Annotated in this window: 25 protein-coding genes, 2 rRNA genes and 2 other annotated features (1 of these 29 cut by a window edge); all 27 genes read right to left on the bottom strand. The window is 45.1% G+C overall.

The window, feature by feature from the left end:
* Window positions 1-27: 27 nt before the first annotated feature.
* Complete coding sequence (gene rpoB, locus MKX80_RS00700; RefSeq protein WP_216931277.1) at window positions 28-3,609, bottom strand: DNA-directed RNA polymerase subunit beta; 3,582 nt, start codon at window positions 3,607-3,609, stop codon at window positions 28-30.
* A 250-nt stretch (window positions 3,610-3,859) separates the two neighbouring features.
* Window positions 3,860-4,465 (bottom strand): class I SAM-dependent methyltransferase, encoded by a 606-nt coding sequence (locus tag MKX80_RS00695; protein ID WP_154999853.1) that lies wholly within the window; start codon window positions 4,463-4,465, stop codon window positions 3,860-3,862.
* 139 nt (window positions 4,466-4,604) lie between these two features.
* Window positions 4,605-4,976, bottom strand: coding sequence for a 50S ribosomal protein L7/L12 (rplL, locus tag MKX80_RS00690; RefSeq protein WP_003178305.1), 372 nt, complete (start codon window positions 4,974-4,976; stop codon window positions 4,605-4,607).
* 44 nt (window positions 4,977-5,020) lie between these two features.
* Complete coding sequence (gene rplJ / locus MKX80_RS00685; RefSeq protein ID WP_003178304.1) at window positions 5,021-5,521, bottom strand: 50S ribosomal protein L10; 501 nt, start codon at window positions 5,519-5,521, stop codon at window positions 5,021-5,023.
* A 69-nt stretch (window positions 5,522-5,590) separates the two neighbouring features.
* Window positions 5,591-5,732: a sequence feature (ribosomal protein L10 leader region), on the bottom strand.
* A gap of 50 nt (window positions 5,733-5,782) precedes the next feature.
* Window positions 5,783-6,481, bottom strand: coding sequence for a 50S ribosomal protein L1 (gene rplA, locus MKX80_RS00680; RefSeq protein WP_043925496.1), 699 nt, complete (start codon window positions 6,479-6,481; stop codon window positions 5,783-5,785).
* Window positions 6,482-6,581: 100 nt separating this feature from the next.
* Window positions 6,582-7,007: a 50S ribosomal protein L11 gene (rplK, locus tag MKX80_RS00675; RefSeq protein ID WP_003178300.1), complete on the bottom strand. Its 426-nt coding sequence runs from the start codon at window positions 7,005-7,007 to the stop codon at window positions 6,582-6,584.
* Between the two features lie 169 nt (window positions 7,008-7,176).
* Window positions 7,177-7,710: a transcription termination/antitermination protein NusG gene (gene nusG, locus MKX80_RS00670; protein WP_003178298.1), complete on the bottom strand. Its 534-nt coding sequence runs from the start codon at window positions 7,708-7,710 to the stop codon at window positions 7,177-7,179.
* Between the two features lie 177 nt (window positions 7,711-7,887).
* Window positions 7,888-8,067 (bottom strand): preprotein translocase subunit SecE, encoded by a 180-nt coding sequence (gene secE, locus MKX80_RS00665; RefSeq protein WP_003178291.1) that lies wholly within the window; start codon window positions 8,065-8,067, stop codon window positions 7,888-7,890.
* Between the two features lie 35 nt (window positions 8,068-8,102).
* On the bottom strand, window positions 8,103-8,252 hold the full coding sequence (gene rpmG / locus MKX80_RS00660; protein WP_003178289.1) for a 50S ribosomal protein L33: 150 nt from the start codon (window positions 8,250-8,252) through the stop codon (window positions 8,103-8,105).
* A gap of 82 nt (window positions 8,253-8,334) precedes the next feature.
* Window positions 8,335-9,006 carry an RNA polymerase sporulation sigma factor SigH gene (sigH, locus tag MKX80_RS00655; protein WP_003178288.1) on the bottom strand — a complete coding sequence of 224 codons (672 nt, stop codon included), beginning with the start codon at window positions 9,004-9,006 and terminating at the stop codon, window positions 8,335-8,337.
* A 63-nt stretch (window positions 9,007-9,069) separates the two neighbouring features.
* Window positions 9,070-9,582 (bottom strand): ribosome-dependent mRNA decay endonuclease Rae1/YacP, encoded by a 513-nt coding sequence (gene rae1, locus MKX80_RS00650; RefSeq protein ID WP_020449848.1) that lies wholly within the window; start codon window positions 9,580-9,582, stop codon window positions 9,070-9,072.
* A 5-nt stretch (window positions 9,583-9,587) separates the two neighbouring features.
* Window positions 9,588-10,337 carry a 23S rRNA (guanosine(2251)-2'-O)-methyltransferase RlmB gene (gene rlmB / locus MKX80_RS00645; RefSeq protein ID WP_268310898.1) on the bottom strand — a complete coding sequence of 250 codons (750 nt, stop codon included), beginning with the start codon at window positions 10,335-10,337 and terminating at the stop codon, window positions 9,588-9,590.
* Window positions 10,334-10,750 (bottom strand): Mini-ribonuclease 3, encoded by a 417-nt coding sequence (locus MKX80_RS00640; RefSeq protein WP_003178284.1) that lies wholly within the window; start codon window positions 10,748-10,750, stop codon window positions 10,334-10,336. The genes rlmB and MKX80_RS00640 overlap by 4 nt, the downstream gene beginning before the upstream one ends.
* A 2-nt stretch (window positions 10,751-10,752) precedes the next feature.
* Complete coding sequence (gene cysS, locus MKX80_RS00635) at window positions 10,753-12,156, bottom strand: cysteine--tRNA ligase (RefSeq protein ID WP_268310896.1); 1,404 nt, start codon at window positions 12,154-12,156, stop codon at window positions 10,753-10,755.
* Window positions 12,153-12,803, bottom strand: coding sequence for a serine O-acetyltransferase (gene cysE / locus MKX80_RS00630; protein ID WP_020449844.1), 651 nt, complete (start codon window positions 12,801-12,803; stop codon window positions 12,153-12,155). Before cysE ends, cysS begins: the two co-directional genes overlap by 4 nt.
* 70 nt (window positions 12,804-12,873) lie before the next feature.
* Window positions 12,874-13,104 (bottom strand) — a binding site (T-box leader).
* Window positions 13,105-14,562 (bottom strand): glutamate--tRNA ligase, encoded by a 1,458-nt coding sequence (gltX, locus tag MKX80_RS00625; protein WP_154999856.1) that lies wholly within the window; start codon window positions 14,560-14,562, stop codon window positions 13,105-13,107.
* An 81-nt stretch (window positions 14,563-14,643) separates the two neighbouring features.
* Window positions 14,644-15,120, bottom strand: coding sequence for a 2-C-methyl-D-erythritol 2,4-cyclodiphosphate synthase (gene ispF / locus MKX80_RS00620; RefSeq protein ID WP_152849939.1), 477 nt, complete (start codon window positions 15,118-15,120; stop codon window positions 14,644-14,646).
* A complete protein-coding gene (gene ispD / locus MKX80_RS00615; RefSeq protein WP_182069554.1) occupies window positions 15,113-15,808 on the bottom strand; it encodes a 2-C-methyl-D-erythritol 4-phosphate cytidylyltransferase in 696 nt (231 codons plus the stop codon). Before ispD ends, ispF begins: the two co-directional genes overlap by 8 nt.
* Before the next feature lie 16 nt (window positions 15,809-15,824).
* Window positions 15,825-16,913: a PIN/TRAM domain-containing protein gene (locus MKX80_RS00610; RefSeq protein WP_154999859.1), complete on the bottom strand. Its 1,089-nt coding sequence runs from the start codon at window positions 16,911-16,913 to the stop codon at window positions 15,825-15,827.
* A gap of 130 nt (window positions 16,914-17,043) precedes the next feature.
* Window positions 17,044-18,120 carry a DNA integrity scanning diadenylate cyclase DisA gene (gene disA / locus MKX80_RS00605; RefSeq protein ID WP_182069556.1) on the bottom strand — a complete coding sequence of 359 codons (1,077 nt, stop codon included), beginning with the start codon at window positions 18,118-18,120 and terminating at the stop codon, window positions 17,044-17,046.
* Window positions 18,121-18,123: 3 nt separating this feature from the next.
* A complete protein-coding gene (radA, locus tag MKX80_RS00600) occupies window positions 18,124-19,503 on the bottom strand; it encodes a DNA repair protein RadA (RefSeq protein WP_268342871.1) in 1,380 nt (459 codons plus the stop codon).
* Window positions 19,504-19,582: 79 nt separating this feature from the next.
* On the bottom strand, window positions 19,583-22,015 hold the full coding sequence (gene clpC, locus MKX80_RS00595; protein ID WP_075752568.1) for an ATP-dependent protease ATP-binding subunit ClpC: 2,433 nt from the start codon (window positions 22,013-22,015) through the stop codon (window positions 19,583-19,585).
* Window positions 22,012-23,103 carry a protein arginine kinase gene (locus MKX80_RS00590; protein ID WP_003178273.1) on the bottom strand — a complete coding sequence of 364 codons (1,092 nt, stop codon included), beginning with the start codon at window positions 23,101-23,103 and terminating at the stop codon, window positions 22,012-22,014. The genes clpC and MKX80_RS00590 overlap by 4 nt, the downstream gene beginning before the upstream one ends.
* Window positions 23,103-23,657, bottom strand: coding sequence for a UvrB/UvrC motif-containing protein (locus MKX80_RS00585; RefSeq protein ID WP_003178271.1), 555 nt, complete (start codon window positions 23,655-23,657; stop codon window positions 23,103-23,105). The genes MKX80_RS00590 and MKX80_RS00585 overlap by 1 nt, the downstream gene beginning before the upstream one ends.
* A 14-nt stretch (window positions 23,658-23,671) precedes the next feature.
* Window positions 23,672-24,136, bottom strand: a complete 465-nt coding sequence (locus MKX80_RS00580; RefSeq protein ID WP_003178269.1) for a CtsR family transcriptional regulator — start codon at window positions 24,134-24,136, stop codon at window positions 23,672-23,674.
* Between the two features lie 175 nt (window positions 24,137-24,311).
* Window positions 24,312-24,427: ribosomal RNA gene (gene rrf, locus MKX80_RS00575) — 5S ribosomal RNA — on the bottom strand.
* A 133-nt stretch (window positions 24,428-24,560) separates the two neighbouring features.
* Window positions 24,561-24,820, bottom strand: a 23S ribosomal RNA gene (locus MKX80_RS00570) (it continues 2,670 nt past the right edge of the window).

Here is a 24,820-nt window from a genome sequence, read left to right as displayed (position 1 = left end):
ACCCTGTCACTTGCGTATATAATTCATTTATTCTTTTGTGACGACATCGCGTTCTGCGTCAACAGAAACGAACTCTTCGGACTCTTCATCATTCGGCAGAGAAAGGCCTTCGTTTTGTTTCGCGTCTTCGTCGTCTTCCAAGTCTCTCATTTCGATTTCTTCTTCGTCGCTTGATAGAATTTTGACGTCCATACCTAAGCTTTGAAGCTCTTTGATCAATACTTTGAACGATTCCGGAACACCAGGTTCTGGAACATTGTCGCCTTTTACGATGGCTTCGTATGTTTTCACACGGCCTACGACATCATCCGATTTAACAGTCAGGATTTCTTGAAGCGTATATGCTGCACCGTAAGCTTCAAGCGCCCAAACTTCCATCTCTCCAAAACGCTGTCCACCGAACTGCGCTTTACCTCCGAGAGGCTGCTGAGTAACGAGTGAGTAAGGACCAGTTGAACGTGCGTGCAATTTGTCGTCAACCATGTGAGCCAGTTTGATCATGTACATGATACCGACAGAAACACGGTTGTCAAACGGCTCTCCAGTTCGGCCGTCGTAAAGGACGGTTTTTGCGTCCCTTGACATGCCGGCTTCTTCAAGCGTTTCCCACACATCTTCTTCACGGGCACCGTCAAATACCGGTGACGCGACATGGAGACCGAGGCGGCGTGCAGCCATACCAAGGTGAAGCTCCAACACCTGCCCGATGTTCATACGCGATGGTACGCCCAGCGGGTTTAACATGATGTCAATCGGCGTTCCGTCAGGCAGATACGGCATATCTTCCTCCGGAAGGATTTTCGAAATAACACCTTTGTTACCGTGGCGTCCGGCCATTTTATCCCCTTCAGAAATTTTACGCTTCTGAACGATGTAGACGCGGACGAGCTGGTTAACGCCCGGAGGCAGTTCGTCTCCGTCTTCGCGGTTGAACACTTTTACATCAAGGATGATACCGCCGCCTCCGTGAGGTACACGCAGCGACGTATCGCGGACTTCACGCGCTTTTTCCCCGAAGATGGCGTGAAGCAGGCGTTCTTCAGCTGTAAGCTCAGTAACACCTTTAGGCGTTACTTTACCAACAAGAAGATCTCCGTCTTTTACTTCAGCACCGACACGGATAATTCCGCGTTCATCGAGATTGCGAAGAGCGTCCTCACCGACGTTTGGAATATCGCGTGTGATTTCTTCAGGTCCGAGCTTAGTATCCCGGGCTTCTGATTCGTATTCTTCAATATGAATAGACGTGTATACGTCGTCTTTTACAAGGCGTTCGCTCATGATGATGGCATCCTCGTAGTTGTAGCCATCCCATGTCATAAAGCCGACCATGACGTTGCGTCCAAGGGCAAGCTCACCTTTTTCCATGGACGGACCGTCAGCTAAAATTTCACCTTTTACAACCTCATCACCGACACTTACGATCGGACGCTGGTTGTAGCAAGTTCCCTGGTTGGAACGAACAAACTTCAGCAGGCTGTATTTATCAAGGTTCCCTTTGACTTTCTGGCCGTCGACTTCTTCATAGCGGCGCACCCAGATGTTTTTCGCTTCCACCCGTTCAACGATACCAGGGTGGCGGCAAATAACAGCGGCACCGGAGTCTTTCGCAGACACATATTCCATTCCGGTTCCGACGATCGGCGATTCAGGCTGCATAAGTGGTACAGCCTGACGTTGCATGTTCGCTCCCATAAGGGCGCGGTTTGAGTCATCGTTTTCCAAGAAAGGAATACATGCAGTCGCGGCAGAGACAACCTGTTTAGGCGAAACGTCCATATAGTCGACGCGGTCTTTCGGAACAACGGTGTTCTCCCCTCTGAAACGGGCGACGATGCTGTCGTCCACAAAAGATCCGTCATCATTCAGGCGTGCGTTTGCCTGGGCAACGACATAGTTGTCTTCTTCATCAGCTGTCAAGTAATCGATTCTCGGCGTTACTTTTCCAGTCTCAGGATCAACGCGGCGATACGGCGTTTCGATGAAGCCGAAACGGTTCACTTTCGCGAATGAAGAAAGCGAGTTGATCAAGCCGATGTTTGGACCCTCAGGGGTTTCAATCGGACACATCCGGCCGTAGTGGGAATAGTGAACGTCACGGACTTCCATTCCTGCGCGCTCACGGGTCAAACCGCCCGGTCCGAGCGCTGACAGACGGCGCTTATGCGTCAGCTCAGCAAGCGGATTCGTCTGATCCATAAACTGAGAAAGCTGAGAGCTTCCGAAAAACTCTTTGATTGATGCGATGACAGGGCGAATATTGATCAGCTGCTGCGGCGTGATCGTGTTTGTATCTTGAATAGACATTCTTTCACGAACAACACGCTCCATTCTGCTTAAACCGATACGGAATTGGTTTTGCAGAAGCTCTCCCACTGAACGGAGACGGCGGTTTCCTAAATGGTCGATATCATCGGTATCGCCCACTCCGTGAAGGAGGTTAAAGAAATAGCTGATGGAAGAGATAATATCAGAAGGTGTAATATTTTTAACGCCTTCTTCAATATAAGCATTTCCAATCACATTGATTGTCTGCTCCCCTTCTTGATCTGTCGGGGCATAGATTTTGATAGACTGAAGTGTCACTTCATCTTCGACAACTCCGCCGTTCGGATACAGCTTTTTAAAACCGATTCCGTTTTCAAGGTACGGCAGAACTTTGTCAAGCGTTCTTCTGTCTAAAATCGCGCCTTTTTCGGCAAGGATTTCGCCTGTTTCAGGATCGACCAGCGTTTCAGCAAGCCGCTGATTAAACAGTCGGTTTTTGATGTGAAGCTTTTTATTAATTTTATAACGTCCTACACTTGCAAGGTCATATCTTTTCGGATCAAAGAACCTTGAATCAAGCAGGCTTTTTGCGTTTTCTACTGTAGGCGGCTCTCCTGGACGAAGACGCTCGTAGATTTCAAGAAGCGCTTTATCGGTGTTTTCCGTATTATCTTTATCAAGCGTATTGCGCAAATACTCGTTTTCACCGATGAGATCAATGATCTCTTGGTCAGATCCGAAGCCAAGAGCACGCAAAAGAACCGTAACCGGCAACTTACGTGTGCGATCGATGCGTACATAAACAACATCTTTCGCATCAGTCTCGTATTCTAACCATGCGCCACGGTTTGGAATGACAGTCGCGGTAAAACCTTTCTTACCGTTTTTGTCTACTTTACCACTAAAATATACACTTGGAGAACGAACGAGCTGAGATACAATGACCCGTTCCGCACCGTTGATAATAAAGGTTCCAGTGTCTGTCATAATAGGGAAATCACCCATGAAGACATCCTGATCCTTTACTTCGCCGGTCTCTTTGTTGATTAAGCGAACTTTAACCCGCAGCGGAGCTGAGTAGGTCACATCGCGCTCTTTTGATTCTTCTACCGGATACTTAGGCTCGCCCAAGCTGTAGTCGATAAATTCCAGAGAGAGGTTACCAGTGAAATCCTCAATTGGCGATATGTCTTGAAACATCTCTCTAAGACCCTCATCAAGAAACCACTGATAAGAAGAGGTTTGAATTTCAATGAGATTTGGTAATTCTAACACTTCGCTAATGCGTGCATAGCTTCTGCGCTGGCGGTGTCGTCCATACTGAACTAGTTGACCTGTCAACTGATTCACCCCTCAAATCATGCGTAATATATGTGTAACAAGCATTTCTTCCGCAAATATGTAAGAAATACTTTTACAAGACAAAAGAAAAAAGGGTTTCTAATTTAGAAAACCACATCCAAAAACAAAATACCGATTTTATTAGTGTTCCCAATAATGTATATTTTATACAAACCTAGGCGTTTCTTAAAAACAGCAGCAAAATATATACATTGGCATTTTATAATATTAACATAGCTGAAAATCCGAGTCAAACTTTTTTTGCTTTGATGATATAGTACCCTTTCTTTTTTTGAACGACTTCAACGTCCGCAAAAAGTTCTTTTAATTTTTCAATGGCAGAAGGCCCGCCTTGTTTTTTCTGAATGACGACCCACAGCTCTCCTGAAGGCCGCAAATGTTCAGCGCTTTTTTCAAAGATGGCGTGCACAGTTTTTTTCCCGGCGCGTATGGGGGGATTAGTAATAATAGAAGCGAATTTTTTTGCAGGTTCGACGTTGGCAAACAGATCACTCTGATAGATCTTTATGTTGTCGATCTGATTATTTAACGCGTTTTCCTTCGAAAGTTCGACAGCTCTTTCATTAACATCGATCATGTGAACCATTCGATCTTCGAAATCCGCAGCAAGCGAAAGACCAATCGGGCCATAGCCGCAGCCTACATCCAAAAAATCACCTTCTGCATCCGGTTCCCGGAAAGCTTCAATCAGCAGCCTTGAGCCAAAGTCCACTTCTCTTTTTGAAAAAACTCCGCTGTCGCTGATAAAAGTAAACGTCCGGTTTCTCAAGTGAAATGCCCACGTTGATCTGCTGCTTTTTGCTGAAGGTTTTTCCGAATAATAATGGTCAGTCATCACAGAACCTCCTCAGTTGGTGAACTCTCCAGATATCTTGAAACAAGATGGCTTATCTTATGCGGAAGGGACTACAATTAATTAGCAAAGAAAAAGCTCGCTTTTAAAAGCGAGCTTTCCCCTAAAGATTAGGTGAAGATTACTTAACTTCTACAGAAGCGCCAACTTCTTCAAGTTTAGCTTTAAGCTCTTCAGCTTCTTCTTTCGCAATACCTTCTTTAAGAGGTTTTGGAGTGTTGTCAACAAGTTCTTTAGCTTCTTTCAAGCCAAGACCAGTGATTTCACGAACCACTTTGATAACTTTGATTTTTTGATCTCCTGCACCAGCAAGAACAAGATCAAATTCAGTTTTTTCTTCAGCAGCACCGCCAGCAGCAGCTCCGCCAGCTACAGCTACAGGAGCAGCAGCAGTTACGCCAAATTCTTCTTCGATTGCTTTTACTAAGTCGTTCAATTCAAGTACAGTTGCTTCTTTAACGGAAGCAATGATTTCTTCGATATTTAAAGCCATTTGTAATTCCTCCATTTTGTTTTATTTTTTAGATACTGACAATATTAAGCGCCTTGTTCTTCCTTTTGTTCTGCAACAGCTTTAGTTGCAAGAGCAAGGTTGCGAACTGGAGCTTGAAGTACGCTAAGCAACATAGAAAGCAAGCCTTCGCGAGATGGAAGTTCAGCAAGAGCTTTCACTTCTTCTACTGTAGACACTTTGCCTTCGATTACGCCAGCTTTGATTTCAAGAGCTTCGTGCTTTTTAGCAAACTCGTTAAGAACTTTAGCTGGAGCGACAACATCTTCAGTGCTGAATGCAATCGCATTCGGTCCTGTTAAGAAATCGTTCAAACCATCAAGTTCAGCTTGTTCAACCGCACGGCGAGTCATCGTGTTTTTGTACACTTTGAACTCAACGTTAGCTTCGCGAAGCTGTTTACGAAGTTCTGTTACTTCAGCTACGTTAAGGCCGCGATAGTCAACGATGATCGTTGATTTACTTTCTTTCAGTTTAGAAGTAATTTCTTCAACAACAACTTTTTTTGTTTCAATTGCGCTGCTCATGGTTACACCTCCTGTAAGATTCATCTGTGTAACACTTATACCGTTCGGTGATCACGTTCTTTAACGACATGTTCCATATAAAAAGCCTCCATTCGACATGGAGGCTGTATATACAAGCATACGTAACGCTAGAGCTGTGATATATATACACCTCGGTAGGAAATTAAGCCTTACCGGCACCTACTGTCTACGGTATAAATGGACATATTTTATTTTTACAACGTTTTGAATTATATCAGAACGTCTTATCAAAAGTCAATATTATTTTACGTTGAAAGTTGAAGGGTCCACTTTGATTCCAGGTCCCATTGTAGATGTAACAGAAACGTTTTTCACGTATACACCTTTAGCAGCAGCAGGTTTCGCTTTCAAAATTGTGTCGTACATTGTCGCGAAGTTTTCTACAAGCTTGCCTTCTTCGAATGACACTTTTCCGATTGGAACGTGAATGTTTCCTGCTTTATCAACGCGGTATTCAACTTTACCCGCTTTGATTTCGTTGACTGCTTTTTCAACTTCAAATGTAACCGTTCCTGTTTTAGGGTTTGGCATAAGACCTTTTGGTCCAAGCACGCGTCCGATTTTACCGACTTCACCCATCATGTCAGGAGTCGCAACGATCACATCAAAATCAAACCAGCCTTGCTGAATTTTGTTGATGTAATCTGCATCGCCTACGTAGTCTGCACCAGCAGCTTCTGCTTCTTTCGCTTTTTCACCTTTAGCGAAAACAAGAACGCGCTGAGTTTTGCCTGTTCCGTTTGGAAGTACAACTGCACCACGGATTTGCTGGTCGTTTTTACGAGGGTCAACACCTAAACGGAATGCTGCTTCAACAGTAGCATCAAATTTAGCTGTGTTTGTTTTTTTCACAAGCTCAATCGCTTCGTTTACGTCGTAAGCTTTTGTACGCTCTACAAGCTTGGCAGCTTCGACGTATTTTTTACCTTTTTTAGCCATTTTAAAATTTCCTCCTTAGTGGTTTTAGCGGAATAACCTCCCACGAATAAGGGTTGCGAACTTGTCTATCCAAACTCGCAACCCAGCAAAGAGACAAAAATTAGTCTTCGATCACAATACCCATACTGCGGGCAGTTCCTTCAACCATACGCATAGCCGCTTCAACATCTGCCGCATTTAAGTCAGGCATTTTTGTTTCGGCGATTTCACGTACTTTATCGCGTTTAACAGTTGCGACTTTATTACGGTTAGGCTCACCAGAACCTGACTCAATGCCAGCCGCTTTTTTAAGCAATACAGCAGCAGGCGGAGTTTTTGTGATAAATGTAAATGAACGGTCTTCGTAAACCGAAATTTCTACAGGAATGATCAGACCAGCTTGGTCAGATGTACGAGCGTTAAACTCCTTACAGAATCCCATGATGTTAACACCGGCTTGACCTAACGCAGGACCAACTGGCGGAGCTGGATTCGCTTTTCCAGCAGGAATTTGCAATTTTACAACTTTAACTACTTTTTTAGCCACGAGACACACCTCCTTAAGTCCGTGATGTGGTAATAGGGTGAACCCTCCCACTCAAGGTCTCATTCTTTATATGAATGATGAAAATATCAAGCTAGCTGCCTTGGCCTTTTTGCCAAGACGCACCTTTGTATATTATCACTTTTATATAGTGATTTCAAGCGCTTTTCCATTACAATTTGTCAACTTGAGTAAATTCGAGCTCAACCGGGGTCTCTCTTCCGAACATATTAACAAATACTTTGACTTTATTTTTGTCATGGTCGATCTCTTCGATCGTCCCTGTGAAATCAGCAAACGGGCCGTCGATAACCTTGACGGTTTCTTTTAATTCAAAGTCGATTTCTGTTTTTCTTTCTTCAAGCCCCATCCGCTTCAGGATTTTTTCCGCTTCGCCCGGAAGCAGCGCAGTCGGCTTTGAACCTGATCCGGCAGAACCGACAAACCCGGTCACACCAGGCGTATTTCGAACAACATACCAGGAATCATCCGTCATGACAAGTTCGACAAGTACATACCCAGGAAACACTTTCTTTTTAACGACTTTTTTCTTGCCATTTTTAATATCGGTCTCTTCCTCTTCAGGTACAACGACGCGGAATATCTTATCTTGCATCCCCATCGATTCTACCCTCTTTTCCAAATTCGCTTTTACTTTATTTTCATAGCCGGAGTACGTATGAACCACATACCATTTCTTTTCCATTCTCATTCAGGACCCTTTCAGTCCTTCCCTCCCCACACCTTAAAAGTTTATTGGCCGTACCGGGAAACTGACGCTTTCTTTTATACGAGCCTCATATTTTGAAACAATGAAAAAACCCGTTAAACGGGTTTTTTGGCAAGTCATATTTAGATCTATTATAACACGTTATGCTGATCATTATTCAACTATTAAACGAATTAATTGCGTAATACCCGAATCGATGAGTGCAAAAAAGATGGCGAAAAAGATAACGGTGGTGATAACAGTGATCGTATAGCGCGTTAGTTCTTTTCCTTTAGGCCAGGTGACCTTTTTCATTTCTTTTCCGACATTCTTTAAAAATTTGATAATACCCATGGTAAGAAACCTCCACAACCTAAAAACAAAAACACCTATTTTGTTTCCAGATGTACTGTATGTGAATTGCAGTTATTGCAGTATTTCTTTACTTCGAGCCGTTCAGCCAAAGCTGCGGAGCTTTTCATTGTCGTATAATTACGATTTCCGCAATTTTTGCAGGCTAACGTTACTTTTTTCTTCATGTTTACACCTTTTTCTGGACGTTCATTTCCTAAGTAACATATCACAGTCATAAAATGACTGTCAATATGCCATAAGCATCGGCTACAAGCTGATTTCGCGGAGCTCCAGGTACTTTTCAAGCTTCCTTTTGACACGCTGGAGCGCATTATCGATCGATTTTACATGGCGGTTTAGTTCTTCGGATATTTCCTGATAGGATCTTCCGTCGAGATAGAGCGCAAGAACTTTTCTTTCTAAATCACTAAGCAATTCTCCCATTTTCAGCTCGATATCATCGAATTCTTCCTGATTGATGATCAGCTCTTCAGGATTCATAACCTTGGCTCCTGAAATCACGTCGAGAAGCGTCCGGTCTGATTCCTCGTCATAAATGGGCTTGTCCAGCGACACATAAGAATTGAGCGGAATATGTTTCTGGCGAGTAGCTGTTTTGATAGCGGTAATAATTTGGCGGGTAATGCATAATTCTGCAAAAGCTTTGAATGAAGTCAGCTTGTCCTCTCTAAAATCACGGATAGATTTGTAGAGTCCAATCATGCCTTCCTGAACGATATCTTCCCGATCAGCCCCGATTAAGAAGTAGGATCTTGCTTTTGCCCTTACAAAATTACGATACTTTGTAATCAAGTAATCTAACGCATCACTGTCTCCGACATGAACCATTTCAATGACCTGCTCGTCTTCCAACTGGCAAAAACGTTCTTTGCTGAACTGTTCTTTGCTGAATTTTCCCTGGTTGTTTTGTAAGTTCACTCCGATCCCCCCGACCGCACGTAGATAGAAATATTATACAGTAATGGACAAAAAAGCGTCAACCTAATCCAAGTCGCCACGCCGCCATTTTTCGAAGATTTTCAAGACATCTTCTGACAATGGAATTTTCCCTGCAGGACGTTCTGAGGTGATTTGTTTCACCCTTTTTTCGATTTGCCTTTCGATCGCTTCGACTTCCCTGAGCAGCTCCCTGGCCGATTTGCGCAAGGCCCCTTGGCCAAAAATCGCCCACTGCTCTGTGTAATCGGATGTGGCAACATGGAGTTGCGTCTGAATATTATTCAAGTCTGACACCAGTTTCTCGATCCGTTCATCAGCCGTTTCATTTTCCCTTGTAAATATCACTTCTACGCGATGATTGACCTTCTTTTTCTCGATTCCTTTAACGAGATGCGCATCAAAGACAACGATTACCCGAAATCCAGTATACGATTGATATTCCGCCATCTTCTGAATCAACAGGTCCCTTGCTTCTTCAAAACTGTTTTCTTTTAAATCTTTCAGCTGAGGCCATGCCCCAATCATGTTATAACCGTCGACCAACAGGATGTCCATTCCGTCTATTCTCCCAGAGGGCTTCGTTTCCGGTACACTTCATACATCAGCAGGCCGGCTGCAACTGAAGCATTCAGGGACGTGACTTTTCCCGCCATCGGCAGGCGAATGAGAAAATCACATTTCTCTTTAACAAGCCTTCCCATGCCTTTTCCTTCGCTGCCGATGACAAGCGCAAGCGGCATATTTCCGTCCAGCGACCTGTAGTCCTGTTGTCCAGACGCATCGGTACCGACTACCCAAATGCCCCGTTCCTTCATTTCTTCCAGGGTCCGCGACAGGTTGGTCACTTTGACGACCGGAATATGTTCGATGGCTCCTGTCGAGGCTTTGGCGACAGTCGTCGTAAGGCCGACCGCGCGCCTTTTCGGAATGATGATGCCATGCGCCCCGACCGCGTCTGCCGTGCGCATAATAGAGCCCAGATTGTGCGGATCCTCAATTTCGTCTAATACGAGGATAAACGGCTGTTCATTTCTGTCTTCGGCCTTTTGAAAAAGATCACCCAGCTCGGCATACTCGTAAGCCGCGACCTGGGCGACGACGCCTTGATGCTGTCCGGAAACCATTTGATCGAGTTTTTTTCTTGGGACATAATGAATCGTGATGCCTTTTTTGGCGGCGAGCTCGACGACTTGCTGAGCCTGTCCCTTCACTGTGTTTTCCGCCATCCACAGCTTATACAATTCCCGGCCGGACTTTAATGTTTCGATGACCGCGTTTTTTCCTATGACGTAATCATGCTGCTGACTCATTTGACTTCCTCCCTGCCATCCCGTTTTTCCAGCGCTGCTTTGATGAGTTCATTAAGCCTATCTTCCCTGTTCTCAAGAAAAAGATACCCGATGACCGCCTCAAAAGCCGTACTGTAACGATATGTTTGGACATCCGTATTTTTCGGTACCGTTCCGGATTTGGCATTCCGTCCTCTTCTCAGCACAGCCTGTTCTTCTTCGGTGAAAAATTCCTGCTCCTCCAGCGCAAACAGCATGCTTGCCTGCGACTTGGCGGAGACATAGCGCCTCGACTGCCTGTGCAGATCGTTGGGCCTTGTCATGCCTTGCTTTAAGAGGTGATGCCTGACGTATACCTCCAACACGGCATCACCCATGTAAGCAAGCGCCAAACCATTCAGCTGTTTGGCGTCTTTAATGGTTTCCAAATTCATGTTTATGATTCTCCTCTTTTCCAGCGCGTACCCTGTGGAGTGTCCTCCAGGATAATATTCATGCTTTTCAGCTGGTCGCGAATCTGGTCAGATGTTGCAAAGTCACGGTTTCTGCGGGCTTCATTCCGCTTCTCGATCAGTTCTTCGATGTCCTTATCCAAAAGTTCCTGTTCCCTCAGGGAGAAGCCGAGCACTGAACAGATTTCGTCAAACAGCTGTAGAATCGCCTGAATGACGTGTTCTGCAGTATTCTTTTCCTGCAGATAGTAGTTGGCGTGTTTGGCCAGATCAAACAGGACGGAAATTGCATTCGCTGTATTGAAATCATCATCCATTGCCGTTTCGAAGGCTTTTCGCTGCTCTTCGATTTTTTCAAGCCATTCTGAATCGCCCTCTGTTAAATTTGTACTGCTTTTCAGGCGATGCTGCAAATTGCTATAAGCTGTTTTTAGACGCCCAAAAGCGTTTTTTGTGTTCTCTAGAAGTTCGACCGAATAGTTGATCGGATGTCTGTAATGAACAGACAGCATGAAAAACCGCAGCACTTGGGGATCATGCTCTTTAATAATGTCATGCACGAGCACAAAGTTGCCGAGCGATTTTGACATTTTCTCATTATCGATATTAATGTAGCCGTTATGAAGCCAATATTTCGCGAAAGGCTTCCCTGTCAATGCTTCCGATTGGGCAATTTCGTTTTCATGATGCGGGAAGGCCAAATCCTGACCGCCGGCGTGAATGTCGATCGAATCGCCCAAATATTTTTTCGCCATCGCAGAGCACTCGATATGCCAGCCGGGACGGCCTTTTCCCCAAGGGCTATCCCATGAGATTTCGTTATCTTTAGCCGCTTTCCATAATGTGAAATCGAGCGCATCTTCTTTCTTTTCGCCCACTTGAATCCGGGCGCCTGATCTCAGTTCATCGACCGATTGGTGCGACAGCTTTCCATAGCCTTCAAACGATCTTGTTTTATAATAAACATCTCCGTCCGCCTCATAGGCATAGCCCTTATCGACCAGTGTCTGAATAAAATCGATGATCTCATCCATGTTTTCAGTGACTCGCGGATGGCAGTCAGCTTTTGTGCAGCCCAGTGAACCGACATCTTCGAAGTATGCCTTAATAAAGCGGTCGGCGATGACCGGCACTTCCTCTCCAAGCTCATTTGCCGCTTTAATTAATTTATCATCAACATCTGTAAAATTGGAGACATATTGGACGTCATAGCCTTTATACTCTAAATACTTTCTAACCGTGTCAAACACGATTGCCGGCCTTGCGTTTCCAATGTGGATATAGTTATATACGGTCGGACCGCACACATACATTTTGACCTTGCCTTCTTCAAGAGGCACAAACGGCTCTTTTTTTCGTGTGAGAGTATTATACAGTGTTAGTGTCACAGCTCATCTTCCCTTTCTTTTCTCCGGAGCTCTTGTTTCAGCTGCCTGATTTCGTTTTCTAATTCTCTGAAGCGGTCAGCAACCGGATCCGGCAAATCCTGGTGGTTCAAGTCGCGTCTGATTTTCTTTCCGTTTTGTACGACGACGCGGCCCGGGATGCCGACAACGGTGGAGCATTCAGGCACATCGTGCAGGACGACGGAGCCGGCGCCGATTTTCGCCCCTCTTCCGATTGTAATGGATCCTAGCACTTTTGCCCCTGTTGAGATCAGGGCATGGTCCTCGATTGTCGGATGCCTTTTGCCTTTTTCTTTTCCTGTTCCCCCAAGCGTCACGCCCTGAAAAACCGTAACATTGTTTCCGATCTCACAGGTTTCGCCGATCACAACCCCCATGCCGTGATCAATGAAAAATCTCCTGCCGATCTTGGCACCCGGGTGAATTTCGATTCCCGTAAAGAAGCGGGCGATTTGAGAGATCGTTCTGGCGATGAAAAACCTTTTTCTTTTATATAAAGCATGTGCAATTCGATGCGCCCATATAGCATGTAAACCTGAATAAGTTAAGATGACTTCAATGTAGCTTCTCGCAGCTGGATCTTGGTCAAATACGACGTCTACATCTTCTTTCAGCATTTTAAAGAACACATGATTCCCCCCGTTCCCCGCTTCCTTTGTCTCTATTGTCAGACCATATAAAAAAACGCCTCTGTCTAATGACAGAGACGCTTTTTGACGCGCGGTTCCACTCTGTTTAGAAAACAGCACAGCTGTTTTCTCAACTCTCATCCATAACGGCGGATACCGCCTTTGAATACTTGTTTAAAAACGTTCTTCAAAGGTCTCAAGAGGTGCATTTCTAAAGCCCGGCGCTTAAGTCTTTTCCAGCCGATGAAGACTCTCTCTTTAAAGGCCCTGGCTTTATACTTATCCCTGTCAACGATTTATCTTATTGAATAATGTTATTCAGCCGTTTTAAAACGGTGTCTTTCCCCAATAATTCAATGGACTGAGGCAGTTCAGGACCGTGGGTCTGGCCTGTCGTCGCTACGCGGATCGGCATAAACAGCTTTTTCCCTTTATGTCCTGTTTCTTTTTGAACGGCTTTGATGGATGCCTTGATCTCATCTGCCGTAAACGAGTCAAGCTGCTCAAGTTTTTCGGCAAATACGCGAAGCACTTCCGGAACCTGCTCTTCTTCTAAAACTGTTCTTGCTTCACGATTATACTGGATATCGTCTTTAAAGAACAACTCTGTTAACTCGACGATTTCAGCACCATAGCTCAACTGTTCCTGATATAGGGAAATCAGCTTGCGAACCCATTCCTGTTCACTGCCTGAAAGCTCTTCCGAAACCTTGCCCGCTTTTTGCAAATGCGGCACGGTCAATTCGATCACCTGATCAAGATCAAGTTTTTTCACATACTGGTTGTTGACCCATTTCAGTTTATGCGTATCAAACACCGCTGGTGATTTTGACAAACGGTTTACATCAAATATCTCAATAAACTGTTCTTTTGTAAACAGCTCTTCTTCTCCGACCGGAGACCAGCCGAGAAGAGTGATGAAGTTAAACAATGCTTCCGGCAAATAGCCGAGCTCTTCGTACTGTTCGATAAACTGAATGATGGACTCATCACGTTTGCTCAGTTTTTTGCGGTTTTCATTGACGATTAATGTCATATGTCCAAATGCCGGGATATCCCAGCCAAGGGCGTTGTAAATCATGATCTGCTTCGGCGTATTGGAAATGTGGTCTTCGCCGCGCAGGACATGCGTCATTTTCATTAAATAATCATCGACCGCCACCGCAAAGTTGTAAGTAGGCGTTCCGTCTTTCTTTACGATAACGAAGTCGCCGATGCCGTCTGTTTCAAAAGAAATTTCTCCTTTGACAATGTCATTGAAGCTGATGACTTCTCCTTGAGGCACTTTAAAGCGGATGCTCGGCTGTCTTCCTTCAGCTTCGAGCTTTTCCTGCTCTTCTTTTGTTAAATTGCGGCACTTGCCGGAGTAGCGCGGCATTTCTCCGCGGGCAGCCTGTTCCTCACGCTCTTTCTCAAGCTCTTCTTCCGTGCAGTAACATTTGTAGGCAAGCCCTTTTTCAAGAAGCTCCTCGTAATATGTTTTGTAAATGTCGTTTCTTTCGGATTGGCGGTATGGTCCGTATTCTCCGCCGACATCCACGCTTTCATCCCAGTCGATGCCCAGCCATTTTAAATAGTTAAGCTGGCTTTGCTCTCCGCCTTCAATGTTGCGCTTTCGGTCCGTATCTTCAATGCGGATGATGAATTTTCCGCCTTGGCTCCGGGCAAACAAATAATTAAAAAGAGCGGTTCTGGCATTTCCGATATGTAAATGGCCTGTTGGGCTTGGCGCATAACGAACCCGAACTTCGTTTCCCATCTGTCTAACTTCCTTTCGTCTCTAGCAGAGTTCAAATTTATTTCCTATTCTATCATCAAATGAACCTGTCTTCAAAATGAATTATGCCTTTTGGAGCAGAACGGAAGCCTGGGCGGCGATTCCTTCGGCTCTTCCCGTAAATCCGAGCTTTTCGGTTGTAGTTGCTTTAACGTTAATTTGGGAAATTTCCGCCTCAAGCCCTTCGGCAATTCTGGCTCTCATGTCTTCGATATACGGCGCCATTTTAGGTTTTTGAGCGATGATTGTACAATCCAGGTTCCCGAGCGTATAGCCTTTTTCCTTCACAATCATCCAGACGTGACGAAGGAGTTTGAAGGAGTCGGCATCTTTGAATTCAGGGTCGGTATCCGGAAAGTGTTTTCCGATATCGCCCTCGCCGACGGCACCGAGACATGCATCCGCAATCGTGTGCAAAAGCACATCGGCATCTGAATGTCCGAGAAGGCCTTTTTCGTAAGGAATCGTAATTCCCCCGATAATGAGCGGCCTGCCTTCCACTAGTTGATGGACGTCAAATCCTTGGCCTATTCTAAACATGTTCATTCCTCTTTTCCGCTTCTAATATCGCTTCTGCGACAAGCAAGTCATCCGGGGTCGTCAGTTTGATGTTTTGATAATCCCCTTGAATGATTGCAACTGTCCCTCCGGCTTCCTCGACCAGACTGGCGTCGTCCGTACCGAGGAAACCTTTTGCTTCAGCCTCAAGGTGAGCATTCATCAGAATAGAAAGACGAAAAGCTTGTGGGGTTTGAGCGGCCCACAAGCTTGAACGTTCAATCGTTCCGGCTACCTCACCGTCTTGAACGCGTTTGATCGTATCTTTAACAGGAACGGCAACGATGGCTGCCCCTGTTTTCTTCGCTTTCTCGACAAGCTGTTCGATATATTCCCGTTTAATAAAGGGTCTTGCTCCATCGTGAACGAGGACCGTTTCCTCTTTGCCGGCCGCTTTAATACCCGCAAATACGCTTTGCTGGCGTTCTCTTCCGCCCGGCACCATCTCGATCGGAGTCGTAAAATGATAGGTTTTCAAAAGGGTGCTGAATTCACCGAATTCCTGTTCATTGATGACAAGAATGATCCTTTTGCAGGCATCATGGTTTTCAAACACCTTTAATGTATGAATAATCACAGGTATTCCTTTCGCCTCGATAAACAGTTTGTTTTTCCCGGCATTCATTCGTTTACCTTGTCCGGCGGCAGGAATGACGACTTCATAATTCATTTTATTTCTCCCTTTTTTAAAGCGCCTTTTCCAGCAGTTTCGGCTTGGCGAATATCATTCTGCCTGCCGCTGTCTGCAGCACGCTGGTCACGAGCACGTCGATATGTTTGCCGATATAATTTCGCCCTTCTTCCACGACAATCATCGTGCCGTCGTCCAGATAAGCCACGCCTTGATTATGTTCTTTTCCGTCTTTGATGACCTGCACCTTCATTTCTTCTCCCGGAAGCACGACAGGTTTGACGGCGTTGGCAAGGTCGTTGATATTCAATACGGCAACCTTTTGGAGCTCGCATACTTTGTTCAAATTGAAATCGTTTGTGACGACAACGCCTGAGGTCAATTTCGCCAGTTTGACAAGCTTGCTGTCGACCTCTTGAATTTCTTCAAAATCGCCTTCATAAATTTCAACTTTGATATCGAGCTCTTTCTGGATCCGGTTTAAAATATCCAGTCCTCTCCGCCCTCTGTTTCGTTTAAGGACGTCTGAAGAGTCAGCGATATGCTGCAGCTCCTCAAGCACAAACTGAGGAATCACAATGACGCCTTCAAGAAATCCGGTCTGACAAATATCAGCAATTCTCCCATCTATAATAACACTTGTGTCTAAAATTTTCAGCTTTTTGTCTTCTTCCGGACGCTCTTCCTCAGCAGAACCTTTTTTCTTTCTTGATGTGAAAAGTGTCAGCATTTCATCCTTTTTCTTGAAACCTACACGGAATCCGAGATAACCGAGAAATGCGGCCAACACAATCGGAATAACCGTGCTGATCAACTGATAAGGGATGTCTTTTAACGGAATGACGTTGACGATAAGATAAGCGAGCATAAGTCCGAAGATTAATCCCAAAGAGCCGAACAATAAATCTGAGACAGGTGCTTTGATCAAGGAATCCTCAATCTGTTTCACCCAGTTGATGACATGATCCGCACACCAGATGCCCAGAAGAAAAAAGATGATAGCTCCTAAACAAGCGGACGCATACGGGTTTGTTACTAAAGGTATGTCCTGTGCATTTAACAGTACAAACAATTCCGGTATGAGAAATATACCGATAACGCCTCCCAAAATCGCAAAGAACGCTTGAACTATTCGTTTTAACATACCTTCACCTCCTTTAAATAATCGTTTTAATTTTTATGAATGCAGCTGTTTCAACCTGAAAAAGGGAAAACAAAAAGCAAGAATAATATACCCATAAATTGCAAATTTTAATCACTTCTAGAAAATTTTCTCACAGCTGCCTGTCAGTATAATGTTTCTCCTGAAGTCTCTTTAACCCTTTCTTTATCTTTTGGGCACGAACAGCCCCAATTCCTTCCACTTCATCCAAATCTTTTACATCCGCTTCGATAATGAGCTTTAAATGGCCGAATGCTTCGACAACATTTTCGACAATCGGCATCGGGAGACGGGGGATTTTGTGAAGAAGCCTGTAACCTCTCGGAAAAACGTATTCTTCCATGTTCGTAGTTGCTGAATAACCTAAAAGCTTAAGGAGAATCGCGTCATCCAGCAATTCGAAACTCGACATATCCTGAAGCTGTTTCAGCAGAACAAACGGGTCTTTGATTTTTTCTCTCACATAATCTTTAACGAAGAGCGCCGCTTCCTGCTCCATATCGGTGATCAGTTCGCTAACCTGGAGCCTGATGAGATGGCCTTCTGTTCCAAGCTCTGTAATATACATATTAATTTCATTTTTGATTCTGAGCACCATTTCATATCGATGCAGAACGGAGATGACATCCCCAAATGTAACAAGCTCTTCAAACTCCAGCGCATTCAAATTAGAAATCGCATGGTCCAAAATAAGTTTGTATTTTTCGAGCGTCTGAATCGCCTGATTGGCTTTTGTTAAGATAAAGCCGATATCTTTGAGTATATATTTCATATTTTCCTGATAGAGCGTAATCACATTCCGCCTTTCAGAAATCGCAATGATCAGACAGCCGGTCTGCTTTGCCACACGCTCGGCTGTTCTGTGCCTCATACCCGTCTCAGAGGAGGGAATGGTCGCCTCAGGCATGAGCTGCGTATTGGCATAAAGAATTTTTTGCCCTGAATCGCTGAGAATAATCGCCCCGTCCATTTTAGCCAGCTCGTACAGGTGAGCCGGAGAGAAAGAAGAATTGATGTGGAATCCTCCGTCAACCACTTCTTTCACTTTATCGTTGAAGCCGACCACGATTAATCCTCCTGTTTTGGCCCGAAGGACGTTTTCGATTCCTTCGCGAAGAGGCGTGCCAGGGGCGACAAACTGCAATATTTCTGAAAGATCCTGTTTCGCTCCTTTTTTGTCTTTTTCCATATATTACGATCCTCCTAATGAAGCTCGAAGGGCCTCAGCTACATTTTCAACGCCGACGACTTCAATTCCTTTCGGCTTTGTCCATCCTTCCACATTTGCAGAAGGAATAATCATTCTTTTAAAACCAAGCTTCGCCGCTTCCTGCACTCTCTGTTCTATCCTTGATACTCTGCGGACCTCCCCTGTCAAGCCGACTTCTCCGATAAAACAATCCGTCGGTTGAGGCGGGGTGTCTCTGAAGCTTGAGGCGATGCTCACCGCAACGGCGAGATCAATCGCCGGCTCGTCCAGCTTGACGCCGCCGGCGACTTTCAAATAGGCGTCTTGATTTTGCAGGAGCAACCCAACCCTTTTTTCTAAAACCGCCATCAGCAATGAGACGCGGTTATGGTCAATTCCGGTTGCCATCCTGCGCGGATTTCCAAAACTCGTGGGGGAAATCAGCGCCTGAATCTCTACTAAGACCGGCCTCGTGCCTTCCATTGAGGCCACGACACTCGATCCGGCTGCTCCCGCCGAGCGCTCTTCGAGAAAGATTTCCGACGGATTCAACACCTCTGTCAGGCCCTCTTCCCTCATTTCAAAGATTCCCATTTCATTCGTTGATCCAAACCTGTTTTTGACTGCTCTTAAAATCCGAAATGTATGATGGCGCTCACCTTCAAAGTAAAGAACGGTGTCGACCATATGTTCCAGAAGTCTCGGTCCGGCAATCGAACCTTCTTTTGTGACATGCCCGACGATAAATATCGGAATCCCTTTCGTTTTTGCAATTCTCATCAGCTCAGCGGTGGATTCCCTGACCTGGGACACGCTGCCCGGAGCGGATGTGATATCACTTTGGTAAACAGTTTGAATCGAATCAACCACCACGAATGATGGATTCATCTCTTCTATAGAAGACGTAATATACTCCATATCGGTTTCAGATAAAACGTGGAGAGTGGGACTGTTGATGCCTAGACGGTCTGCTCTCAGCTTTGTCTGCTTGACCGATTCTTCACCTGAGATGTACAGGACATTTTCTTTTGAATCAGCGAGCTGAGCAGATACTTGAAGCAGCAAAGTTGATTTTCCGATGCCGGGATCGCCTCCGATTAAAACGAGTGAACCTTTGACAATACCGTTTCCCAAGACGCGGTTGAATTCGCCCAGTTTCGTTTTAATTCGCGGCTCTTCTGTTGTTTCGATTGAAGTGAGAGGTGAAGGCTTTTGCACGGTTTGAACGGAATGTGAAAAAGCGGTTCTTCTGTTGGCGGCGGGTTTTTTTATCGTTTCTTCCACCATGGTATTCCATGTGCCGCATCCGGGGCACTTCCCCATCCACTTGGCAGATTCGTAGCCGCATGAGTGACAAATGAATTTAGTCTTTGTTTTAGCCATTGATTTTTCAAAACGCTCCCTTTATAAGAAAGTGAGGCATACTGATGAACATCGTATGCCTCTTTCTTTTGTCTCTATATTAGTTCGTTTTAGCTTCGGTTTTTACGACAAATTCTCCGTCTTCTACATCCAAAACAATATGCTGGCCTTTTTCAATATGGCCTTTCAGGAGCTCTTCAGACAGCCGGTCTTCCACGTGTTTTTGGATTGCTCTTCTGAGAGGACGCGCCCCGTATTCGAGATCCACGCCTTCATCGGCAATTTTTTCTTTAGCCGCTTCAGTCAACTCAATTGAAAGATCCTGTTCTTTCAGACGCTTGGTCAATTGTTCTGACATGAGGGATACAATATCTTTCAAATGTTTTTTCTCCAAAGAGTGGAAGACGATAATTTCATCAATCCGGTTGATAAATTCAGGTCTGAAGGCGCGTTTTAATTCACCCATGACTTTGTCTTTCATATCTTTATAATTCTGGGTTTCATCCTGCACATTAAACCCGACGTATTTATTTCTTCTCAGTTCGCTCGCACCGACGTTTGATGTCATGATCAAAATCGTATTTCTAAAGTCGACCGTGCGCCCTTTTGAATCAGTCAGGCGGCCGTCTTCAAGCACTTGCAGCAAAATATTGAAGACATCAGGGTGAGCTTTCTCGATTTCGTCAAGCAAGACGACGGAATACGGTTTTCTTCTCACTTTTTCAGTGAGCTGTCCGCCTTCATCATAACCGACATATCCCGGAGGGGAACCGACGAGTCTTGATGTTGAATGTTTTTCCATGTACTCGGACATATCGATGCGAATCATTGCTTCTTCATCGCCGAAAATGGACTCGGCAAGTGCACGGGCAAGCTCTGTTTTTCCTACGCCGGTAGGGCCGAGGAAAATAAACGAACCGATAGGACGTTTTGGATCTTTTAAGCCGGCACGCGCGCGTCTGACTGCTTTTGCCACCGCAACGACGGCTTCATCCTGGCCGATAACACGGGAATGAAGAATGCTCTCCATGTTCAGCAATTTGTCTGTTTCAGTCTGCGCAATTTTAGAAACCGGCACTCCGGTCCAGCTTGATACAACCATTGCAATATCGTCGACGGTCACTTCGGAATTTTCTTGACCCTGCTTTTCTTTCCATGTTTTCTTGGTTTCTTCGACCTGTTCACGCAGGCGCTGCTCCGTATCTCGTAAAGATGCTGCTTTTTCGAATTCCTGGCTTTGGACAGCGGCATCTTTTTCTTTCCTTACTTCATCAAGCTTTTGTTCAAGCTCTTTTAAGTTAGGAGGCGTTGTGAATGAACGCAGGCGAACTTTTGAACCGGCTTCATCGATTAAGTCGATCGCCTTGTCAGGTAGAAAACGATCCGAAATGTAGCGGTCTGACAGCTTCACTGCCGCTTCGATCGCTTCATCTGTAATCGATACGCGGTGGTGGGCTTCATAGCGGTCTCTGAGCCCTCTCAATATTTGAATGCTTTCTTCAGGAGACGGCTGGTCAACCTGAATCGGCTGAAAACGCCGTTCGAGTGCAGCATCTTTTTCAATGTATTTGCGGTATTCATCAAGGGTTGTTGCTCCGATGCATTGCAGCTCTCCGCGCGCCAGCGACGGTTTAAGGATATTGGAGGCATCGATGGCCCCTTCCGCTCCTCCGGCTCCGATGAGAGTATGCAGCTCATCAATGAAGAGGATGATATTTCCCGCTTGACGAATTTCGTCCATCACTTTTTTCAGGCGGTCTTCAAATTCACCGCGGTATTTCGTACCGGCAACAACCGTTCCCATATCAAGCGTCATCACGCGCTTGTCGCGTAAAATCTCCGGTACTTCATTATTGATGATCTGCTGGGCCAGACCTTCGGCAATCGCCGTTTTACCGACACCGGGCTCTCCAATTAATACAGGGTTGTTTTTCGTTCTGCGGCTCAGCACTTCAATTACGCGCTGAATTTCTTTGCTTCTGCCGATCACGGGATCAAGGCTGTCTTCTTTTGCAATCGCCGTGAGATCCCGGGCAAGACTGTCTAAGGTTGGTGTATTGGCATTGCTGTTGGCGCCTGAAGCAGCGCCACCGCTCTCATTGCTCCCCAACAGCTGCAATACTTGCTGTCTCGCTTTGTTTAAGCTGACGCCTAAATTATTCAGCACCCTTGCCGCAACACCTTCCCCTTCACGGATTAAGCCGAGGAGGATGTGTTCTGTTCCAACGTAGGAGTGGCCAAGTTTTCTTGCTTCATCCATCGCCAGTTCGGTCACTTTTTTGGCTCTCGGTGTGTAATGGATTGATTGTGACATCTCTTGCCCGCGGCCGATGAGGCTTTCTACTTCTTTTTGAATCTTGTCAGGGCTGAGTCCTAATGCCTGCAGCGCTTTTGCAGCAATTCCTTCTCCCTCGCGGACAAGGCCGAGGAGAATATGTTCTGTTCCAATGTTATTATGGCCCAGACGCAGAGCTTCTTCTTGAGCAAGCGCCAATACTTTTTGTGCTCTTTCTGTGAATCTTCCAAACATCATATTGTTTCATCCTCCTGTCTATTGCCGTTGTTTTCTAGTTTCAGGCGCTCCCTGATAAGAGCAGCCCGCCTGATGTCCCTCTCGTTTGGCCTTAGGGCTCCTCCTGAATATTGCTGGAGAAATCCAGGCTGTGTCAGGATCATCAGCTCATTAAGTATATTGCTGGAAAGACCTTTTATTATCCCCAGGTCAATTCCAAGACGAACGTCTGAAAGACATCTTGCTGTTTCTTTCGACTCGATCATCCGGCAATTGGACAGTACGCCGTAAGATCTGTAGACGCGGTCTTCAAGCTCGATTTGTGAAGTCTGATAAAGCGCCTTTCTTGCTGAACGTTCTTGTTCAATCAGCTGAGCTACGACGCTGTTCAGATCTTCGACAATGTCGTGTTCCGATTTACCAAGGGTAATTTGGTTGGAAATTTGAAAGATATTCCCTAATGCTTCGCTGCCTTCACCGTAAATTCCTCTAACAACAAGCCCCAATTGGTTAATTGCCGGAATAATTCTGTTTATTTGCCTAGTTAACACTAAAGCAGGAAGATGCATCATGACAGAAGCTCTAAGCCCGGTTCCGACATTTGTAGGGCAGCTGGTCAAGTAGCCTCTTTGTTCTGAAAAAGCATAGTCGATCCGGTCTTCAATCCAATCGTCCACCTGATTTGCTGCTTTCAATGCTTCTGACAGCTGAAATCCCGGGAACAGACATTGAATGCGAATATGATCTTCCTCATTCAGCATAATACTCACTTCTTCATTTTCAGAAAGAAGGCATGCGCCAAAGGAAGCTTCCGTCAAATGCGGACTGATCAAATGTTTTTCTACAAGAACCCTTTTTTCCAAAGGCTGCACCTGATCCATTTTCACAAGCTCAAATTTCCCGATACCGGGCACTTCATAGCCTGTGAATTGTTCTTCAAACAATGCTATAATCGCTGAAGCCTCTTCGTTTGAAAAAAGCGTTGGAAAACGAACTTTATCCAAATTACGCGCAAGACGGATCCGGCTGCTCAGCACGATGTCACTTTCAGGGCCTTCCTGCCGCATCCAATTGCTTAAAGCATTCTGAATAAAATGCTGCAGTGACATCAGTCCTCCTCCTCCTTGTTTGCATTCAGGTTTTGTTCAAGCGACCTGATCTGGTCTCTGATGTTGGCTGCTTTTTCAAATTCCTCCTGCTGAATTAATTCTTTCAGCTCTTTTTTCAATGCTTCAATTTGTCTTCTTACATGCAGGTTACCGCCGATCCGCTTTGGTATTTTACCGGCGTGGACCGTGTTCCCGCTGTGAACTTTTCTTAAAACCGGAGTGATATAGGAATGGAAGGTTTTATAACATTCCGAACATCCAAACCGGCCTGTTTTTCGAAATTCCGGGAACGTCATGTTGCATTTTTTGCATCGCAGAACTTGGTCCGGCTGTTGAAAAAGCTGGGCCTCACTGCTGTTTGTAAAGGACGAGTCAAAATTCAGCAGTCCGGATAATAAATTATGGATGGAAAATCCGCCACTTTCATTCATAGAATATGACTCACTGTTCTCTTTCGCACATTGTTCACAGATGTGCATTTCTTTTTTTTCACCATTAATGACTTTCGTAAAGTGAAAAGTTGCCGGTCTTTCTTTACACTCTTGACATATCACGCTTCTCACCCGCTTTACTTAAATTTAAGTGACGTAAGCATGGCTTTCATCATTCTTGCTCTTAATTCGTCTCGTTCAGGCAAATCAATATATAAAACAGAACGATCCATGACACTCACCATCAATTTTGCTTCGCTTTCTGTAATGACGCCATTTTCCAACAGCCTTAAAATGATATCGTCCGAAGCAGCTTGAGAGAGTCTTGTATAGATTTGATTCATAATGTTGTTAATCAAATCAATTTTATCGTTCATTTTAATTTTAATAATTCGGATATACCCGCCGCCGCCTCTTTTGCTTTCGACGATGTATCCGCGTTCGCTCGTAAAACGCGTATTGATCACATAATTGATCTGAGAAGGAACACACTGAAATTTGTCGGCTATTTCGCTCCGTTTAATCTCTAATATTTCTTTCCCGTTCTGTTCTAATATTTGTTTCAAATACTGTTCGATTATGTCAGAAATATTTTTCCCCACTCAGCCCCCTCCTTCACTTGACTTTGACTATATTTGACTTTAACTTTACTATAAGTGGTTTTCGTTTTTTTTTCAACTAATTGCTCTTCGTCCTTTATTATTTCCACTTTTGGCTGTCATAAAACCTTATGCAAAAAGAAAAAAGACCAGCTTATATAAGCTGGTCTTTCTAAGCGCTTGGCGGCGTCCTACTCTCACAGGGGGAAGCCCCCAACTACCATCGGCGCTGAAGAGCTTAACTTCCGTGTTCGGCATGGGAACGGGTGTGACCTCTTCGCTATCGCCACCAAACTAATGCCTTCAGGACGAAGGTACTGGGCGTTCCTCACAGGATGTGAGGGCCTTTAGCCGAGTTTCCTTGCCTTTGGCTTTCTGAGAGGTGTTCTCTCAAAACTAGATAACGGTCAGACAATTCACAAATATTTAGGTTAAGTCCTCGATCGATTAGTATCTGTCAGCTCCATGTGTCGCCACACTTCCACCTCAGACCTATCAACCTGATCATCTTTCAGGGATCTTACTTCCTTGCGGAATGGGAAATCTCATCTTGAGGGGGGCTTCATGCTTAGATGCTTTCAGCACTTATCCCGTCCGCACATAGCTACCCAGCGATGCCCTTGGCAGAACAACTGGTACACCAGCGGTGCGTCCATCCCGGTCCTCTCGTACTAAGGACAGCTCCTC

The organism is Bacillus sp. FSL K6-0972 (assembly GCF_037976035.1).
GTDB lineage: Bacteria > Bacillota > Bacilli > Bacillales > Bacillaceae > Bacillus > Bacillus haynesii.
Note: the sequence above shows the minus strand (reverse complement) of the source record. Positions and strands in the feature narration are given on the sequence as shown.

Excerpts from the sequence above, each read along its gene's own strand:
- MKX80_RS00695 (WP_154999853.1), bottom strand. The coding sequence starts at position 4,465 with ATGACTGACCATTATTATTCGGAAAAACCTTCAGCAAAAAGCAGCAGA.
- rplL (WP_003178305.1), bottom strand. The coding sequence starts at position 4,976 with ATGGCTTTAAATATCGAAGAAATCATTGCTTCCGTTAAAGAAGCAACT.
- rplJ (WP_003178304.1), bottom strand. The coding sequence starts at position 5,521 with ATGAGCAGCGCAATTGAAACAAAAAAAGTTGTTGTTGAAGAAATTACT.
- rplA (WP_043925496.1), bottom strand. The coding sequence starts at position 6,481 with ATGGCTAAAAAAGGTAAAAAATACGTCGAAGCTGCCAAGCTTGTAGAG.
- nusG (WP_003178298.1), bottom strand. The coding sequence starts at position 7,710 with ATGGAAAAGAAATGGTATGTGGTTCATACGTACTCCGGCTATGAAAAT.
- secE (WP_003178291.1), bottom strand. The coding sequence starts at position 8,067 with ATGGGTATTATCAAATTTTTAAAGAATGTCGGAAAAGAAATGAAAAAG.
- rpmG (WP_003178289.1), bottom strand. The coding sequence starts at position 8,252 with ATGAAGAAAAAAGTAACGTTAGCCTGCAAAAATTGCGGAAATCGTAAT.
- rae1 (WP_020449848.1), bottom strand. The coding sequence starts at position 9,582 with ATGGACATCCTGTTGGTCGACGGTTATAACATGATTGGGGCATGGCCT.
- rlmB (WP_268310898.1), bottom strand. The coding sequence starts at position 10,337 with ATGAGTCAGCAGCATGATTACGTCATAGGAAAAAACGCGGTCATCGAA.
- MKX80_RS00640 (WP_003178284.1), bottom strand. The coding sequence starts at position 10,750 with ATGAATTTGGAAACCATTAAAGACGCCAAACAGCTGAATGGTTTGGCG.
- gltX (WP_154999856.1), bottom strand. The coding sequence starts at position 14,562 with ATGGGAAACGAAGTTCGGGTTCGTTATGCGCCAAGCCCAACAGGCCAT.
- ispF (WP_152849939.1), bottom strand. The coding sequence starts at position 15,120 with ATGTTTAGAATAGGCCAAGGATTTGACGTCCATCAACTAGTGGAAGGC.
- ispD (WP_182069554.1), bottom strand. The coding sequence starts at position 15,808 with ATGAATTATGAAGTCGTCATTCCTGCCGCCGGACAAGGTAAACGAATG.
- MKX80_RS00610 (WP_154999859.1), bottom strand. The coding sequence starts at position 16,913 with ATGTTAAAACGAATAGTTCAAGCGTTCTTTGCGATTTTGGGAGGCGTT.
- disA (WP_182069556.1), bottom strand. The coding sequence starts at position 18,120 with ATGGAAAAAGACAAAAAAGGAGCGAAACAGGATCTTTCAGAAATATTG.
- radA (WP_268342871.1), bottom strand. The coding sequence starts at position 19,503 with ATGGCTAAAACAAAGACTAAATTCATTTGTCACTCATGCGGCTACGAA.
- clpC (WP_075752568.1), bottom strand. The coding sequence starts at position 22,015 with ATGATGTTTGGAAGATTCACAGAAAGAGCACAAAAAGTATTGGCGCTT.
- MKX80_RS00590 (WP_003178273.1), bottom strand. The coding sequence starts at position 23,103 with ATGTCACTGCAGCATTTTATTCAGAATGCTTTAAGCAATTGGATGCGG.